The 16,454-nt window shown below is 43.9% G+C and carries 15 protein-coding genes and 1 other annotated feature; of the genes, 4 read left to right on the top strand and 11 right to left on the bottom strand.

Annotation, left to right across the window (positions count from 1 at the left end; translation table 11 throughout):
- Positions 1-12: 12 nt before the first annotated feature.
- Entirely contained in the window at positions 13-369 is a 357-nt protein-coding gene (locus B4F99_RS09895) for a flagellar protein FlaG (RefSeq protein WP_029342512.1), read from the bottom strand.
- 128 nt (positions 370-497) lie between these two features.
- Between B4F99_RS09895 and B4F99_RS09890 the strand changes: the two genes are divergently transcribed.
- Positions 498-1,337, top strand: coding sequence for an endonuclease (locus B4F99_RS09890; protein WP_290757426.1), 840 nt, complete (start codon positions 498-500; stop codon positions 1,335-1,337).
- Between the two features lie 393 nt (positions 1,338-1,730).
- Here B4F99_RS09890 and B4F99_RS09885 read toward each other — a convergent pair whose 3' ends face one another.
- The 6 genes from B4F99_RS09885 to B4F99_RS09860 all read right to left on the bottom strand — a co-directional run bounded on the left by B4F99_RS09885 (position 1,731) and on the right by B4F99_RS09860 (position 8,843).
- Positions 1,731-3,221: a flagellin gene (locus tag B4F99_RS09885; RefSeq protein ID WP_290757422.1), complete on the bottom strand. Its 1,491-nt coding sequence runs from the start codon at positions 3,219-3,221 to the stop codon at positions 1,731-1,733.
- Between the two features lie 214 nt (positions 3,222-3,435).
- Complete coding sequence (locus B4F99_RS09880) at positions 3,436-4,719, bottom strand: methyl-accepting chemotaxis protein (protein WP_290757420.1); 1,284 nt, start codon at positions 4,717-4,719, stop codon at positions 3,436-3,438.
- A 168-nt stretch (positions 4,720-4,887) separates the two neighbouring features.
- Entirely contained in the window at positions 4,888-6,396 is a 1,509-nt protein-coding gene (locus B4F99_RS09875) for a peptide ABC transporter substrate-binding protein (protein ID WP_290757418.1), read from the bottom strand.
- 95 nt (positions 6,397-6,491) lie between these two features.
- Positions 6,492-6,728, bottom strand: a binding site (T-box leader).
- A gap of 62 nt (positions 6,729-6,790) precedes the next feature.
- Positions 6,791-7,183, bottom strand: a complete 393-nt coding sequence (locus B4F99_RS09870; protein WP_290757415.1) for a hypothetical protein — start codon at positions 7,181-7,183, stop codon at positions 6,791-6,793.
- Positions 7,184-7,464: 281 nt separating this feature from the next.
- Positions 7,465-8,295 carry a GNAT family N-acetyltransferase gene (locus B4F99_RS09865; protein ID WP_290757413.1) on the bottom strand — a complete coding sequence of 277 codons (831 nt, stop codon included), beginning with the start codon at positions 8,293-8,295 and terminating at the stop codon, positions 7,465-7,467.
- 65 nt (positions 8,296-8,360) lie between these two features.
- Entirely contained in the window at positions 8,361-8,843 is a 483-nt protein-coding gene (locus B4F99_RS09860; protein ID WP_290757410.1) for a hypothetical protein, read from the bottom strand.
- 136 nt (positions 8,844-8,979) lie between these two features.
- Between B4F99_RS09860 and B4F99_RS09855 the strand changes: the two genes are divergently transcribed.
- A complete protein-coding gene (locus B4F99_RS09855; RefSeq protein WP_290757407.1) occupies positions 8,980-9,483 on the top strand; it encodes a hypothetical protein in 504 nt (167 codons plus the stop codon).
- Positions 9,484-9,570: 87 nt separating this feature from the next.
- Here the strand turns inward: B4F99_RS09855 and B4F99_RS09850 are convergent, their stop codons facing one another.
- Both B4F99_RS09850 and B4F99_RS09845 read right to left on the bottom strand, forming a co-directional pair.
- A complete protein-coding gene (locus tag B4F99_RS09850) occupies positions 9,571-11,799 on the bottom strand; it encodes a S8 family peptidase (protein ID WP_290757404.1) in 2,229 nt (742 codons plus the stop codon).
- A 5-nt stretch (positions 11,800-11,804) separates the two neighbouring features.
- Complete coding sequence (locus B4F99_RS09845) at positions 11,805-12,845, bottom strand: AAA family ATPase (protein ID WP_290757400.1); 1,041 nt, start codon at positions 12,843-12,845, stop codon at positions 11,805-11,807.
- 142 nt (positions 12,846-12,987) lie between these two features.
- On the opposite strand from B4F99_RS09845, the gene B4F99_RS09840 reads away from it, so the two are divergent.
- A complete protein-coding gene (locus B4F99_RS09840) occupies positions 12,988-13,158 on the top strand; it encodes a hypothetical protein (protein WP_238237768.1) in 171 nt (56 codons plus the stop codon).
- Between the two features lie 36 nt (positions 13,159-13,194).
- Here B4F99_RS09840 and B4F99_RS09835 read toward each other — a convergent pair whose 3' ends face one another.
- Together B4F99_RS09835 and B4F99_RS09830 are read right to left on the bottom strand one after the other, a co-directional pair.
- On the bottom strand, positions 13,195-14,487 hold the full coding sequence (locus B4F99_RS09835) for a HAMP domain-containing sensor histidine kinase (protein WP_290757396.1): 1,293 nt from the start codon (positions 14,485-14,487) through the stop codon (positions 13,195-13,197).
- Positions 14,484-15,140, bottom strand: a complete 657-nt coding sequence (locus B4F99_RS09830; RefSeq protein ID WP_290757394.1) for a response regulator transcription factor — start codon at positions 15,138-15,140, stop codon at positions 14,484-14,486. The genes B4F99_RS09835 and B4F99_RS09830 overlap by 4 nt, the downstream gene beginning before the upstream one ends.
- A gap of 130 nt (positions 15,141-15,270) precedes the next feature.
- Here B4F99_RS09830 and B4F99_RS09825 point away from each other — a divergent pair, with 130 nt between their 5' ends.
- The gene (locus B4F99_RS09825; RefSeq protein WP_290757392.1) at positions 15,271-16,422 is read left to right on the top strand and encodes a hypothetical protein; all 1,152 of its coding nucleotides are present in this window, start codon (positions 15,271-15,273) and stop codon (positions 16,420-16,422) included.
- Positions 16,423-16,454 lie beyond the last annotated feature (32 nt).

The following is a 16,454-nucleotide window of genomic DNA, read 5'->3' as shown; positions in this document are numbered from 1 at the left end:
CAGTCCTTTCTGTTAAATTCGTTTATCGATTAATTGATTAAACTCCATGAATGCCGCAAAGAAATCGAGTTCTTTTTTACTTGGGATTTCTTGCACGACGTTATTATTCGTATCAACGACTTGAATGTAATATTCGTTCAGCTGTTCATGTTTGACGAACTTCAAGCCGGTCCGTTGCAGTTCAAGTTTAATGTTTGCTTGTTCCATCGCCGTTTCGAGTTTCGTAATATGTTGGGGTGTCGGTAGGACAACGACTCCTTCTTCTGCTAGCGCTTCCTGATTCGCTTCCACAAACACATTCCGTGTCGCTTCGTACGGTAGGACGTTCGAAGGTAGATGAAGGCGAATTTCCGTATTGATGGAATTCATAGTCGGTCACTCCTTTTTATTCTCTATGTAGTATATCGGCTGAATCAGATATTTTATAAGTATTAATTTAAGGAAGATGATTTCGGGGTAATTAGAACATATGATCCTATATAGAAGGAGGTACTCTAATGCTTCTGCTAAACGATCTATCATCGTCACAACAAGCTATTTTATTGGCCAGTATTCTCGGAGATGGAGAAATTACAAAGTGTTACCCAGGTTCTAGGCGAAAGAACAATAGTTATCGCGAACACTTTGGGGAGTCACAGCGATTTTATCGGGAATGGAAGCGACAACAACTTCCTGGTTTGTTATATATTCGTCAAAACAACTTAGTGTCACGCTCACTTCCTTTATTTACGGAACTTTATCCTTACTTTTATCCATCTGATCAAAAAGATGTTCCTTTCGCTTTACTTCCCTCATGCAATCATCCGCTTTTCTTATTGACCCTGTATCTTGATGACGGCTCACTAATTGTCTCAAAGCGTCTCACATCTAAAAAACAACTGATTGTTTCTCCTACAATCGCACTTTATCTTCAGTCCTTCCCTAAACAGTCACTAACACTCTTTTGTGAATGGTTAAATCATAATTTTCGACTCCATTTCAGAGTAGCCAAAACGTCAAATGGTTCTGGATATTTCTTGCGAACAACTCGTTTTGAAGATACGATCCAGTTTCTTGATTATTTGACACCCTATGTAAATCAGTTACCCGATTTTTCTTATAAACTCGATTGGGAAATTCGAATGAAGCAAATACAACAAGATCACCCGTATGTAAAAGTCTTAAGCACAAAGCCAAATCGGCACTTCAGTGCATCAGAACTTGAACAACTGATGAATGACACAGCAAATCAAGTTCCTGTACCAGAAATCGCACAACGTTTAAATCGTTCGACATGGTCAATCTACGCCAAACTCAATGCCATCAAAAAAAAGTCACGGAACGAGTCCGTGACCTGAACAATTGAAATGTGCCAATTACGATTAACGGAGTAATTGGAGAACGCCTTGCGGCTGTTGGTTCGCTTGCTACGCGCATTAGCTTTCGCTAATGATAAGACTATATCTTCATCCTAGATTTACTAGGAGCTGGGCACTTCCCCCGCCGTTTACGGAGTACGGATTTCATAACCATCGGACAAATCCATTAGGTCGTCTATCCTAGTCGTTGAACCTTCACCAAGGTTTCCCTACAGGTGCTTGGCTGCTGATTGTCCAATCCTTGATGTTTTTCAGAACGGTCACGCTCGCCGTTTCCAGCCACGTTGTCGTACATCAAGGCTCTCAGGAGTTCCAGCAATTCACCCAGTCATGATCTAATCCGTTACCAGATTAGACGCCCGGTAGAATCAATCATCGAAGGAGTTGAAGAACGCCCTGCGGAGTTTGATTCGATTGAGCCAACATTGCTTGTGCAGCTTGTGCAAGAATCGAGTTCTTTGTTTGGTTCATCATTTCTTTCGCCATATCAACGTCACGAACGCGTGATTCAGCCGCTGTAATGTTTTCAGAAGATGTTTTGAGGTTGTTGATTGTATGCTCAAGGCGATTTTGGTACGCTCCTAATTTAGAACGTTCCGTTGATACTTTAGTAATAGCATTATTGATAGTTTCAACAGCTAAGTTTGCAGAAGACTGTGTGCTAACATTGAGTCCTTTTTTTGTATCAGCTGCAGATGTGACTGTTCCATCTGCCCCAACTACTGCAACACTTGACTGTTGTTTTGTTTGTGAAATTTGATCACCCACTGCTGTTCCAGCTGTCAAGCTCGAAGCCATAGCAGCAAAATTAAAGCTTACAGTTGCAGTCTGATCTGTTGAACTATTTCCAATTACAGCTGAAGACTGATTATTATATACTGTAGACACATTACCTAAACGTGTTCCTGTACCATCAGCAGCTGAGTTGATTTGTAAGTCGACTTTTGCAGCGTTCATAGTAAAGGTGATTGTATTATTTGCAGCATTAGCTGCGTCATTTGCTACCGCAAGAGTAATTCCATTACCTAAATCAAAATTAGAACCTGATTTACTAGCAACTTTCCAACTAGCTCCTCCATCAGTTGTGTATTCAATATTATCTACTTGCGTAGCTCCACCTGTTCCAGAAACAGCAGTAACTTTTGCTTGGAATGTTGTATTAGAAGAACCATTAAAAGTACCGTTTACTGTAGCAGCACCACCCGCTGATTCAACAGCTGCTGTTGTAGCTGCAGCTGCTGTTGTAGCTGCAGTGTATGTTGCAACAACATACTGACTATTTAAAGACTCTGAACCAGTAGTTATATTAGATACTTTAGTGTTTGTACCTGTAAATGAAGTTGTTACCGAATCTCCTGCAACTCCAAGAGATTTAGCATCCATAGCAGCAATATCTAAAGAAATATTCTGATTTTTATTAGCACCAACTTGGTAAGTATTTTTCAACCCACCTGCTAAAAGGTTCTGTGTGTTAAATTCAGTCGTATTTGAAATTCTTGTAATTTCTTTTGCTAACTCATCTACTTCTGATTGGATTTTCTTACGATCATCATTTGTGTTTGTATCTGAAGAAGATTGAACAGCTAATTCACGCATACGTTGAAGAATGTCATGCGTCTCATTTAAAGCGCCCTCACCAGTTTGGATAAGAGAAATTGCATCTTGAGAGTTACGTGAAGCTTGATCAAGACCACGTACCTGAGCACGCATTTTTTCAGAAATCGCAAGACCAGCTGCATCGTCGCCCGCTTTGTTGATTCGAAGACCTGAAGCTAGTTTCTCCATTGATTTGCTCTGAGCATTCGATGCTGCAGACAGCTTGTTGTGCGTGTTAAGAGCTGTAATGTTGTGATTGATAATCATTGTAATTTCCCTCCATAGGATAAGTTTTTTGTCTCTTTGAAGATCCGTCTTCTCCGAGATGTGTCCCCTGGCCGGCCCAAGGGTGACACGGTAGAATTAGTCGATGACTGCTTCCACCTTATATATCGTCGTCCGCTCGAAATGTTTAACAATTTTCTTCAAAAAAATGCAAAAAAATCGTACATCCCTGTCGGATGTACGATTTTCTTATAGTTTAGAGACGCGTTGCACCCGTCTCTTCCTGTAATTGTTCCGCTACCGCCACAAGTTCTTCCATCGCTCCATTGACTTCACCGAGTGATGCTGCTTGATGGCTTGATGCCTGTAAAACTTGTTCCGCGTGTTTCGATGCTTCCTCAACCATTGCGAGGATATTCGCTGTCGTTAAACCAACTTGATCGATTTCTTGATCCGATTTGACGACAAGCTGGTCAACTGATTTCACACGCGAGTAGACGTTCTCTGTTGAATGATGAATCTCTTCGAACGATGATCCTGCTTGCTCAACGAGTCCAACACCTGTCGCGACTTCACTCTGAACATCCGTCATCGCGTTCGCTGTATCGTTGACGAGACGTTTAACACCAGAAATCAAATCGGTGATTTCTTTTGCTGATGTCGCTGTCTGTTCAGCAAGTTTTTTAACTTCTGCTGCGACGACCGCAAAACCACGTCCTGCTTCGCCAGCTCGTGCTGCTTCAATCGATGCGTTCAAACTGAGTAAGTTCGTCTGTGCTGAAATATCACTGATGACATCGGTAATTCGTGAAATCTCACCCGTCATATCCGTCAGACGACCGTTCAGTGTCGCCGACTGTTCCATCTTCTTCGAGATCATATGCATCGCTTCGACAGAATCTGTCGCAAGCGTCTTGCCATTCTGTGCTTCCGTCTGCATGACCGTCGCCGATTTCAACGCTTCATTCATTTCTTTCGCGACTTCATCCATCGTCCGTTTGACGGCACCGAGGGCATCCATCGACAAGTACGCTTGATCGACGTTCTCGTTCATCTTCGCTGACAGCTCTGCCATTGCTGAACGAATGCTTTCACCCGATGCGTTACCTTCCTGGACTGCTGCTGCAATCTCTTGTGCGGACGCTGTCAGCTTATCGCTTGAGCTTCCCATCTGTGTCGCCTGTTTGCGGATATGTAAGACCATGACTTCGAGCTCGTGCATTAGTTGGTCGACTTCATCGCCGCGCTTTGCTTCCTCGAAATCGACGTTGAAGTTGCCGTTCGCGACTTCTCGTGCTGTCTCTGTCGCCTTTTCAATTGCTTTGATTGGTTGACGCAAGATTAACTGAATCAACGACGTTCCAATCAATGATAACAATAAGCCAATCCCTGCTCCGAACCAAATCGCGTTCGTATCTGCGACATCAAGTCCACGGTGGAGATAAAGCACAAGCTGAGCTGAAATACCGCTCGTGATAACCGAGATAGCTAAGACCCAAAAGAATAACCGTACCTTCAAGTTGCTTCGTAATTTACGCATAACCGAAACTTCCTTTCCTGTATCTTCTTTCACCGTCCTCTCTATCGGTTTCTTTTGTAACCGTTTTAAGTCAGTTGACCTGATTTTCAAAAGCGATTTCCAGCGATATGACAAAAATACATCAAAAAGAGTGATGGACCGCTTCATCCATCACTCGTTACCGTACTATTATTTCCGCTCAATCTCGACATACTTATACGAGATATCCGTTCCGACATTATGACGAGCGAGGTTTTTGACTTCTGTGTTTTGCAGGAAAGCATTCTTCCGTTGGTAGACAGGTGAGATTGCTTGATCGTCGAGCAACACACTTTCTGCTTTACTGAGTAACGCGAGACGTTTGTCTTGGTCGAGCTCACTTTCAGCCTGTTTCAAGAGACGGTCATACTGTTTGTTCGAGTAATCCATCATGTTGAACGGGTTACCGGTCGTGAACAAGTTCAAGTATGTCGTTGCATCCTGATAGTCCGGCGCCCAGCTCGCGAGCGACAAATCATAGTCTCCTCGTCCTTCACGGGCGAGACGCTCTTTCTTCGGTAGTGACAACAGTTTGACGTCGACGTTTTGTTTCTTCAACGCGCCTTGGATATACTCACCAATTTTTTTCGAGACATCGTCGTCTTCAATCAGCATCGTCAACTCGAGGTTTTGTTTTGCAAGCACTTTGTTCGCCGCTGCTACATCATATGATGATTCGATTTGACGCGCGTTATCGTATTTCGGATCAAGTTCTTGCGGCACGATGTAATCCGCTGGGAGTGATCCATTTCCGAGTAATGTTTCCGTCAATGCCTTTTTATCGTATGCCGCGTCGATTGCTTGACGTGTTTTCTTATCCTTTAAAGCATCCGTCTTTTCGTTCATCCGGATGAAGAACATCCGCGAATCACTGAACGTGTTGTACTCTTTTTTCCCTTTGTACGTGACGACGTTCTCCGAGTTGAGTGGTGCAACATCGAGATCGCCTGACTCGAACAAGTTGATCGCAAGCATCGGATCCTTGATGATCTTGACGTCGACTTCGTCAATCTTGACGTTTTTCCGGTCTGCGTACTCAGCATTCTTCGCAAGCGTATAACCTTGCTCGGCTTGATATTTCTTGAACGTGAATGGTCCGTTGTAGACGTTCGTCTTTGGATCCGTTCCGAACTGGTCGCCTTCTGCTTTTACGATATCTTCGCGGACCGGCATATAGGTGCCGAACGTCGTCATGCTGAGGAAGTACGGCGTCGGACGTTTCAATTCGATCTGGAGTGTCTCATTGTCGACTGCCGTCGTTTTTTCGACCGGCTCAAGCAAGTAAGCAAACGGTGAGTTCGTTTTGACGACACGCTCGAGCGCATAACGGAAGTTCTCCGCTGTGACAGGTTTTCCGTCTGACCATTTTGCATTCGGGTCAAGCTTGAACGTATAGACCTTCCCGTCCTCTGACACGTTATGTGATTTCGCTGCCGCCGGAACGAGTTCATTCTTCTCATCGAAGCGATAGAGTCCTTCGTAGATTTGGTTGAAGATGTTTGACGTGATGGCATCTGCCGGGTCGACCGACAAAAGATCATAACTTTCCATCGTATGCAGGACCTTCTTATCCGCTTTTTTATCTTCTGCTGGTTCTGTCGTTGCACATCCTGCGAGTAAAACTGCCGTGCTCGCCGCTGCGATCAATGTCTTTTTCATGTGTAGTGCCTCCTGAGAAATGTGATGAGCGTTGGATGATTCGGCATTTGACGTACAACAAAAGGCGCCCTCTACACATAGCTAACAGCTAATGCATAGAGGACGCCTGTATCCGCGCGGTGCCACCTCTGATTGAGACGAAAATCGTCTCCACTTGTCGCTGGTCCAACAACCAGCTAGCCCAGTAACGGGGGCAACCGTCCTGTCTACTCGAAGGTTCAACAGGCTCTCAGCGGTCCATTCTCGTTCAGCTTACCGTGTCAGGCTCTCACCATTCCTGACTCGCTTAGTCGGCAGTGTTGACGATACTTACTCCGCGTCGTCGATGTAATTGATATGGCTTAACTTGTTGTTTACTTTACACGGCTTGTTTTTCGCTGTCAACGAAAAAAACTCAGAACGGGTGGTCTTCTTGTTTTTCTTGTTCCCGACGGACCGGACGTGGTTGAATCGGTTCGACGTGTTTGACATGTGTTCGTGTAACGATGCGGTTACTGAGTGTTGCATCGACCAAAATCGTGATCGCTGCTGCCATGTGTAAGAACATCCCGACGACGGGAATGACACCGACCGTTGATGCGACAATCCCGACGATGTTCCCTTTTGAGACATTTCCGGCACGTGCCGTCAATACGACAACGACGATGTGGAACGCAAGCATCAACCACAGAGCATTATAACCTGAGAAAATGACGATTGAACCACCTAAGAGCGGAATCCCGAGCACCGCTTCCATTCCACCTGATACCCACTTCAACGTCCGCAATGAATCCTGTCGACTCTCCATGACGTCGCCTCCTCTTTTTTTCCATATGTCTAGTATACGACGGATTGCAGAAAAGGTTCCAACGTTTTCGTTTAGTTTGTAAAATAACAAAAAAAACGATCGACGACTATACTCAAGTCTTGCTCCCTTTCCTCAGGCGAGACACAAGCCGCGACTCTTTCGCTTCAAGCGAAGAGCCGGGTCTTGTTTGTCTCTGACAGCGCAACTGCGCTTTTTCCTGTAGGAATGGAGCAACTTGAGCATCCAGCATGCACTGGAATATCCGTCAATCGCTCATTATTTTAAACCGCCAACACGTGGAACTGATAGCCACGATGGACGACGAATCCTGCCTCTTTGTAGAGATCGAGTGCACGATCATTATCCGTCTCGACGTCGAGTTCGAGTTGTGTCCGACCTGTCCGGAACAACGCTTGAACCATCAGCTTCAGCATCTTTTTGCCGTAACCATTACCTTGTGCTTCCGGACGGACGGCAAACGCATGGATGCTCGCTTGTGTATCGGAAGCGAGATAAGCACGGATGACACCGACCGGTTTGCCGCTCGCGACACCGATGAACGTGATCCGGTCGTCGGATTCAATCGCTTGATAGATCGATTCTGCTTCCTCGTCTGTGTTCCCAAATGATTTGCCGAGCGTCTCGACGATGAACGGGCGGTCGTCCGCTGTCGCTTCTCGCAATTCAAAATCCGGATCGACTTTTAAGAACAACTGCGCCTTTTTCAAAATCATGTTGTACTCGGTCATCCGGTACTCAGCCCCTAGCCGTTCAAGAACAGCTTGACCTGATTCACTAGCGTCATCAATGACGAACGTGAATGCCTCAACGCCTGCTTCCGTAGCACGTGCGCGCGCCGCTTCAACGAGTGCTGTGAAGATACCCTGTTTCCGGTAATCGGGATCAACGAAGACATTCAATTCCCATTCCGTTGGTAAGTACGCGAACGCTTGCAAGTATCCAATCAATTGCTTACCATCATAGATGGCGAAATCGTTCTCGCCAACCCAATCGGCTGCGACTTTTAATTCAATGCCATCATGATCGTTGACACATTTTTCGAGTTGTAATACATCTGTTGTCTGTTTGACGTCTGTGACGTTCCATTCCATAATTCACTCACCTCATTTTCAACTATACCGAACGAATAAAAAGAAGCACTAGCAAAAGCTAGTGCTCATTGCAGTTTGAATGTCTTCATCATCTGCGGAACGTCCTTAACGATCAAGTTCTCGATCGCTTTCTTACCGACAGCGCCTTTGACAGCTTCCGTCGGTAAGACGTAGTAGTACGTTTTACTACCTTTTGTCCCGAGATATGTACCATATCCGATTTCACGGTCGAATTGCTTTTTCGAGAGCTTCTTCGGCTCGTAATTTAAGTTGACGAGTAGTTGATCGGCTCCCTTGACTTTATAGTACAACGCGAACGTCCCACTACGTGTCACGACACCGTATTTTGATTTGACCGTCTTGTTTTTAACGAGATCAACCTTGTCTTGTTGAATTGCTTTTTTTAACGCATCCGTCGTCTTGACCGTATAGCCGAACGTCTTGTTCGCGACGACTCCTTTGCTATACGTTACGTTGCTTGCAGCAAAGCCCGTCACCGGAGTCAGACATGCTCCGAGTAGGACTCCTGTCATTGCGATTCGTTTCATGCTGACTCCCCCTAAAATGATTGATAATAATGGATTCCCTTTTGTGAAATAGGTAAACTCTATTCTCGAAAAAGATTTGACGGAATTGTCTAAATTTCTTACGATAGGGATAACGAAACGAAATGGGGTTAAAGCGATGACTGAACAAGAACAATTAACGCAAGAACAGCTCGATAACTTGCTCAAGAATGCGTTTGCAATGCAGGTTCCGATCCTCGAGAAGTTCATGAAGGATACACACGATCGTTATGCACTCGCAACGACGTCGTTCAAGCGTGACATGGAAGCAATGAAAGAGACGGAATGGCATCAGTTCTTCGCTAGTAAACTGTTACCACACTTCTTCCTCGAGCACCTCGGATTCGGGGCATCGTTCCGCTTCAATGGACACGATAAGGAAGTCGATCTTCCAGAAAACGTAGTGCCGGTCCGTAATGATGCTGATGAGCAAATCGAAAAAGTTGTCCTCGGGGTCAAAAAGGCGATGCAAGATGAGCACATCAAGAATCACGATCTCGTCGCGAACTTCTATAAGGAAACACTCGAACTCGCGTGCCAAATGGGTAGCCGTGTCGGGATGAGCGATGAGTTCTATACACTCGTCAAACCAAGTCTCGTTCATGCGAACGACAGTGAATAATTAAGTGATCAATCAAAGACGTATGATTTTCTTACAGTTCCTCAGAACGGAAGAAGAAAATCATACGTCTTTTTGAGTGAAGAAAGTCTATTCTAATTCAATCGTCTCATTTGCAGTTTCATAGATATCAATTCTTTCCTCCACATTGATACGATTTACAAGCCATCCTTTTAAAGAACACTGCTGAATAAAATCATCAATTCGATTAACGCCGTTAATTTCTTTCAACGTCACAACGACTCCGAATCTTATTCCATCCCCATCTCTTGCATTCAATCTTTCTTTAGTCTTTATGCTCATTCCCCACATAGAATTACTATATACTTTTTTAGGCTTGTTTCGACTTTTCACTTCTTCTTTGATGTGTTTTATATTATCCCACTTCCGAAAAAGTTTACGTGCTGATTCTTCATGTAAATAGTGACCATCTTCACCTAAACTTTGCTTATTACCATTGAGCGGCATCAACTTACCTTTATCATTTATTCTTCCGAAATATATATCTAATTCAGTATTTGTATAGTCAACACCCTGATTTCGAGAGCATTTTGGAAAATAGCACATTGTAGCTTTTGCGATATATGGATGTTTTTCGTTATGAATTGGTACAGGGAAGTTATAATTGAACGTTTCATATTTTTCAGAAACCCCTGATACAATGAACTTAATTTCATCTTCAGTTGTATTTACGATATCTTCTATTCTAATCGGAACAACACCGTGACCTTTTAATGCCAATTGTGAAGTCTCTGGCGTTCTTCCCCATCCAATCGAAGCATCAATTATAAGTGCTTTAGCTACCTCTCGATTAAGTCCGACTATATCAATAAGGTATGAAAGTTTACGTGCGATCCATGGTGTCGCAAATGATGTGCCGCTGACTAGAGCTTTTCCTAATGGCTCGCATACTGATATATAGTCCCCTTTCGATCCTCCGTAGTAACTAACGTCTGGTTTTGTGAAAAAGGACATCACAATACCATGTCTCGAATATGATGTTGGCATCTGTTCTCTATCTACCGAATTCACAACCATTGAATTGATAGAATCTGCTGGAGCACCAATTCGTTTGCTGATGTTAGTGTCTACTACGCGTTTATTCGTACCAGCAATTACAAATATGACATCACTCTCAAATTGAATTTGATCTAATACTGCGCCTTCTGCTGAAATGAAGTTCTCATTCACTTCATCATTAGAGCCTAAAGACAAATTCCATACCTTTATATCAGGATTACTTGTAATTATTTCTTTTATTTGCCGAATGATAGTGAATGAGTTAAAAGCTTTTCCTGTAGCAACACCAAAGTGCCTTACTCTAAATCTGCCACAGCCATCGTCTAAATTTGGATTGAGTGTCGGTCCATCAACTATGATTGAACTAACAGCAGTTCCATGCTTATAATCACTGGGCTCAATTGGAATGTGACTATCAATCATATTATGAAACTCGACCCATTCACTAAAATAAACTCGATCATCGAATAATGTATCAATAACTCCGATCGTCGGTTCTTCTGCTGGTAAAGGAATTGATGCAGCATCAGATTCTATATATTCTCGGAAATCAATAGGTGCTAAATCAGATATATTTTCTGTTACCATCGCAACTAAATAGGGAGCTTTTTGAAGTAATAAAGCTAAATCTATTTCATCCAGCAACACAGTAGTTTCGTTAATAATTCGCATATCCAAAACCTTGACACCAATTTTTTCAAGTAAGTGTTTTGTGTTGTTCTGGGTATCGTATATTGTAACAATTGATGTTTTCGCTGAATCAACCTCACTTGTTTCCACATCAAATTTCTCTACATAAAAAATATCTACTACTACACGTTGAAATTTGCTCTTTGATATTCCATAACTAGAAAAATTAACGTTTTCTAATTTGTTTAATGTTTCTGTGGAAATACTCCCATCAAACTCGTTTAGTAAAATCATTTTTGCCTTTTGAAAAACTTCAACTGCACGTTCTAAAGAAGAAATCGAAATATAGTGCGTAATAATATGCTTTTTAATTTGTCCATCTGAAAATTTAGCACCGACAATCGTATCGTTGGTAGACATGTTCCCATTGGCGAAAACGCTGTTTAAACGATTGCTTTTAGCAACAATTTTATTGTAATAGACACTAACTAATGCTCCTTCAAATATTTCCTCAGTAGCCCAGAAACTAATTAAGCGAAGTAAGTCTTGTTTTAAGCTTTCTAGATGTGTCGCATTCACAGATGCACCTTTAGGAAGTTTTGGTGCACCCGGCCTGCTGCTATTAGCTTTCTGTTCAAACCGACCTTTCAATTCTAATATTTGGTTCATTTACATCACCCTTCTTTCAACTCTCGTGAAACTTGGCTCTTTGAAACTCCTGTCAAAATTTCAATTTCCCTTAAAGTAAAACCTTTCGCATGAAGTTCTTGTATACTCCATGGTGTTTCACGGTTAGTAATCGAACTAAGAATCCTTTTTAGATAATCGTACTCATTAGTTGGATCACTGAAGGCTAATGCAATTTTTATTATATTTTTCAACTCACCAGGATTTGGTATTTTTTCAACACTTGATAAAATCTTTCTAAACAAGCGCATCTCTCTGCTTGCTCCTTTAAATTTTTTAAGCAGTGAGTTCAATAAAACTTCAGCAATTTCTATCAAATCTTCTTTACTATAACGATCAAAATCAATTACAGAATCAAATCTTCGAATTAGTGCTTTATCGAAATTTTCAAACAGATTTGTAGTAGCAATTAATACAACTTCCTCATTCAGTTTCTCAATTTCTTTCAAAATTGTTGAAGTAACTCTTCCCATTTCTCGAACATCATTCGAATTAATTCTATCCAAAGCTATAGCATCTATTTCGTCAAACAGAATAACTACTTTTGACGGATAAGCCATGCGATTGATTTCGTTGAATACAGTTACAACATTTTTAGAAGTCTGTCCCATTTTGCTATCAATCAATTCGCTAAACTCGACGATGTATAATGTTCGTTCAAGTAAGCGTGCTAATTGCTTTGCCGTCTCAGTTTTTCCAGTTCCAGGAGTTCCTTTAAATAAAAATTTATTAATACCAACTCTATGATGAACTGCATTAATGATTCCTTTTACATCTTCTGCAATTAATTTTGGAAGCGGTAAAGGTTCATTATCTAAATCAAGTTCCTTTAAAAAATGACTTTCAAAAGAATTCATTTGAGGAACAAACGTGTTAGCCGTAGATAGTTGACCCATGATATATTCAGCGAGTTGATGATCTCCAATTTGATCAAAATAACGTGCAATTTCTGTTGCCTCTTTTCTAAATTGAAGATCGTTTTTTTCAGTATGATATTTAATTAAATTTAGTATGTTTTTCTTCTTCATTTTAATCACTTCCTCTCAAATATATTATAACACTCTTTGGGACAAAAATAATTATTTTGGGACAAAAAATAATTATTTTTGTTGACGAAACAGCTTTTAAAAAGTAAGATTTAGACATCCTAATTATTAAGAAGGTGAAACTATGGCGAAAAATGGTGCTCCAGGAAAAGGTCGAGTAGGCGCTGTCAAAGGACGAAGTCAATTCAAAGCTCCTAACGGCAATTATGTAAAAAGAGACACAAAAACTGGTCGTTTTTTAGATCAAAAAACAAGTAGTTCATCACCGTTTAAAGGTGTTCGAAAAGAACATTAATAAGTAGTTATTTGAAAAAGCAGGACACCATTTTTATTAAAGGTGCCCTGCTTTTTCAAATATAAATAGCTTTATATAAAAAACCGCTCCGCCACCACTTCGGTCGCGAACACCATAGTCGAATTGATGACTATCAAGGATCATCCGACTGATCGCAAGACCGAGTCCATGCCCGGCACTGCCTTCTTGTTTGACGTAGACATCCCAGATCGTCGCCCGGTCTTCTGCTCGAACTCCCGCTCCTTCATCCTCGACCGTCAATTCGTCATGCGTTAAGCGAACGGTGACCGTCCCACCGACGGGTGAAGCAAAGCGAGCGTTCATCAAGAAGTTGATTAAAACACGTTCGAACATGCGTGGATCAAGGGACTGCCTAACCGGTTGCAGCTCCGTCGCCAGTGTCAGTCCTGCCTGTGTGAACGTCCCGCGGAGTCGTTCGACTGTCGCAAGCACAAGTTCATCGAGTGCCACATCCGTTTTTTCAAGCGGCATTCGTCCACCGGCAAGCTTCGAATAAAGCAACGTCTCATCAATCAGATGACCGAGTCGATCCGTCTCCTCGATGATGCTCGTCGTCACGTCGGGCAGTTCAGCAACGGGAATGACACCTGCCGCGAGTGCCTCGGTCTCGTTTCGAATGATTGCAAGCGGTGTCCGCAAGTCATGGGTGATGCCGGCAATGAACGTCTTCTGTAGATGATCCTTTTGTTTGAGTTGCGTCTGCATCTCGTCGACCGCGTCAATCAACTCGCCGACTTCATCCTTCGGTCGTGCTGGCAAGACGACGTCCGTCTCCCCAGCACCAATCTTTTGGGCAACGGAACGGAGCGTGACGATCGGTCGTGTCAGGTGCCGTCCCATATAGTAAGCGAGTAACGATGCGAGCAACAGTGTCACGAGTAACGCGAGTCCGATCGCGAGATAAACACCGCTCAGCGCACTACTCGCCAGTGGTGCTTGTCGGACCGTCGTGATGCGCGTTCCGTCAACGGTCAACTGGTACGTCAATAATCGTTCGCCTTGCACTTCGATGACATCTTCCTTCTTGAGATTATCAAGAAGTGGTAATCGCCCCGCCGGTCCGCGCGCGCCAATCCGTTGCGTCAACCCGTCGGTCGTCAAAAACCCTTGAATATCACGCGGAATTGGCGTGTCAGCTTCAAGCGCTTGTTTGATGATGTTCGCTTCCCGGGCGAGTTGATCGTACCGTTCACCTTCTGCGAACCGATTGACGAGAAACGCCGTCAAGACGAAACTGAGGACGCCCATCACGAGCAAGGGACCGACGACAGCGTATAAGAACTTACGCATCAAAGGACGTCGTTTCATTCAATCGCCTCCAATCGATAGCCGACCCGGTGGACCGTCTTCAATTGTTGTTTAACGACGGGTAACTTATCCCGTAATTGTTTAACGTGTGTATCAACGGTCCGGGTATCGCCTCCGAACGCATACCCCCAGACGTCATCAAGAATCTGATCCCGACTGAGTGCCTCACCAAGATGTTCGATGAAATAAAGTAACAGTTCGAACTCCATCTTTGCGAGACTGACCGCCTGCTCCCCCGCTTTGACTTGGCGTCCCTTCTCATCGATCGTCAAGTCACCGAACGCATGGCGAGCGACCGGACGGACTTTAAGTGCCCGTTCAAGCCGGATCGTCAACTCCTTCAAGACGACTGGTTTGACGAGATAATCATCGGCACCGAGTTCAAGTCCGAAGACGCGATCATCGGCCTCGCCACGCGACGTCATCATAAAGACGACCGGCGGCTGGACTTGTGATTTGATGCCTGGTACGAGCGACCAACCGTCACCGTCTGGTAAGCGGACGTCGATCAAAACGGCATCAAACGCTGTCGTCAAACACTGCTTCGCCTCCGCTAATGAACCGGCAATCGTTACGTCATACGCATGATGACGGAGGAAGCGTGCCGTCACTTGCGCTAATTTTTGTTCATCTTCAATCAATAGTACGTTCATGGTCATCCCTCCACTCTTAGTGTAGCGCCTTTTTGCCCGCATTTGCCTTTCTTCGCAGTTTCTTTGCAACTTCCTCACAACTTCTCTTTCGTGACCCTCTACCATAAAAGGTGAAAGGAGTGATCATCCCATGACATTCAAAAAACAATGGATCACTGCATTGACAATTAGCGCATTAACAGTCGGAGGCGCATCAGCATACGCTGCGACGAACGACGACTCGAGCACGACAAAACAAGCGAAACACGGGCACCACTTCGAAGGTATGAAAAAACACGACATGACGTTACTCTTGAAAAAATTGAACCTGACACAAGCTGAGGCAGATGCTGCCCGGGAAAAAGGGCAATCAATCGCCGATCTCGCAAAAGCAAAAGGCATCTCGTTCGCTGATTATAAAAAGGCAGAACTCGCAGCAGCGAAGGAACAACTGGCAAGTCTCGTTAAATCCGGTGACTTAACACAAACGCAAGCAGACGACATGTTGAAGCGCCAGACGGAACGCTTCAGTGGCGTCAAAAGTTATGATGAGTTAAAAGAGAAGATGCCGATCGGTCGTCACGGTGGACCTGGTTTCTTCAACGAATCGTTGATCGCAGACGTCTTGAAGGCACTTGGACTGAGCCAGTCGAAATTCGATGCAGCAAATCAATCGCTTGCTGCTTATGCGAAGGCACAATCGATTAAGTTCGCTGACTACAAAAAAGCGTTGCTTGCAGCTCAGACGAGTGAACTCAATCAGCTCGTCAAAGACGGGAAGATGACGAAAAAACAAGCAACAGAAATCAAGTCTCGTCTGACAGAGGAATACAAGGACGCGAAGAGCTATGATGATCTTCCGGATCGCGGTGAACACGATAAGCGCGGTGACCATGGACCGGGTGGGGTCTTCGGCGACGCGACATCAGCGATTCTAAAAGCACTTGGACTCGATGAGGCGAAATTCAAAGCAGCGGATCAATCATTGCCTGAATTTGCGGAAGCGAACAAGATTGCTTACGCAGATTTCGAGAAAGCCGTCCTAACAGCGCAAAACGCTACGATTGATCAACAAGTCAAAGATGGCAAGCTAACAGAAAAACAAGCGAAGCAGATCAAGGAACACATCCAGTCACGCGCAGATGCGGTTTCAAGCTACGCTGATTTGAAGAAAGGACCAGAGCGCGATGGTCATGGTCGAGGACACGGACCTGGTCCGGATGGTGACATGCCGAGCGCACCGGATCAAGGACCGGATGCGGATCCGAATGCGAGTGCTACATCCGTCGATTTAGCGATTTAAGATTTAGACCGAAGCTCCTTCACCAGAGCTTC

The organism is Exiguobacterium sp. UBA3491 (assembly GCF_002377745.1).
In the GTDB taxonomy this organism is placed as follows: Bacteria; Bacillota; Bacilli; order Exiguobacteriales; family Exiguobacteriaceae; genus Exiguobacterium_A.
This window is presented reverse-complemented; position numbering and strand designations above follow the sequence as displayed.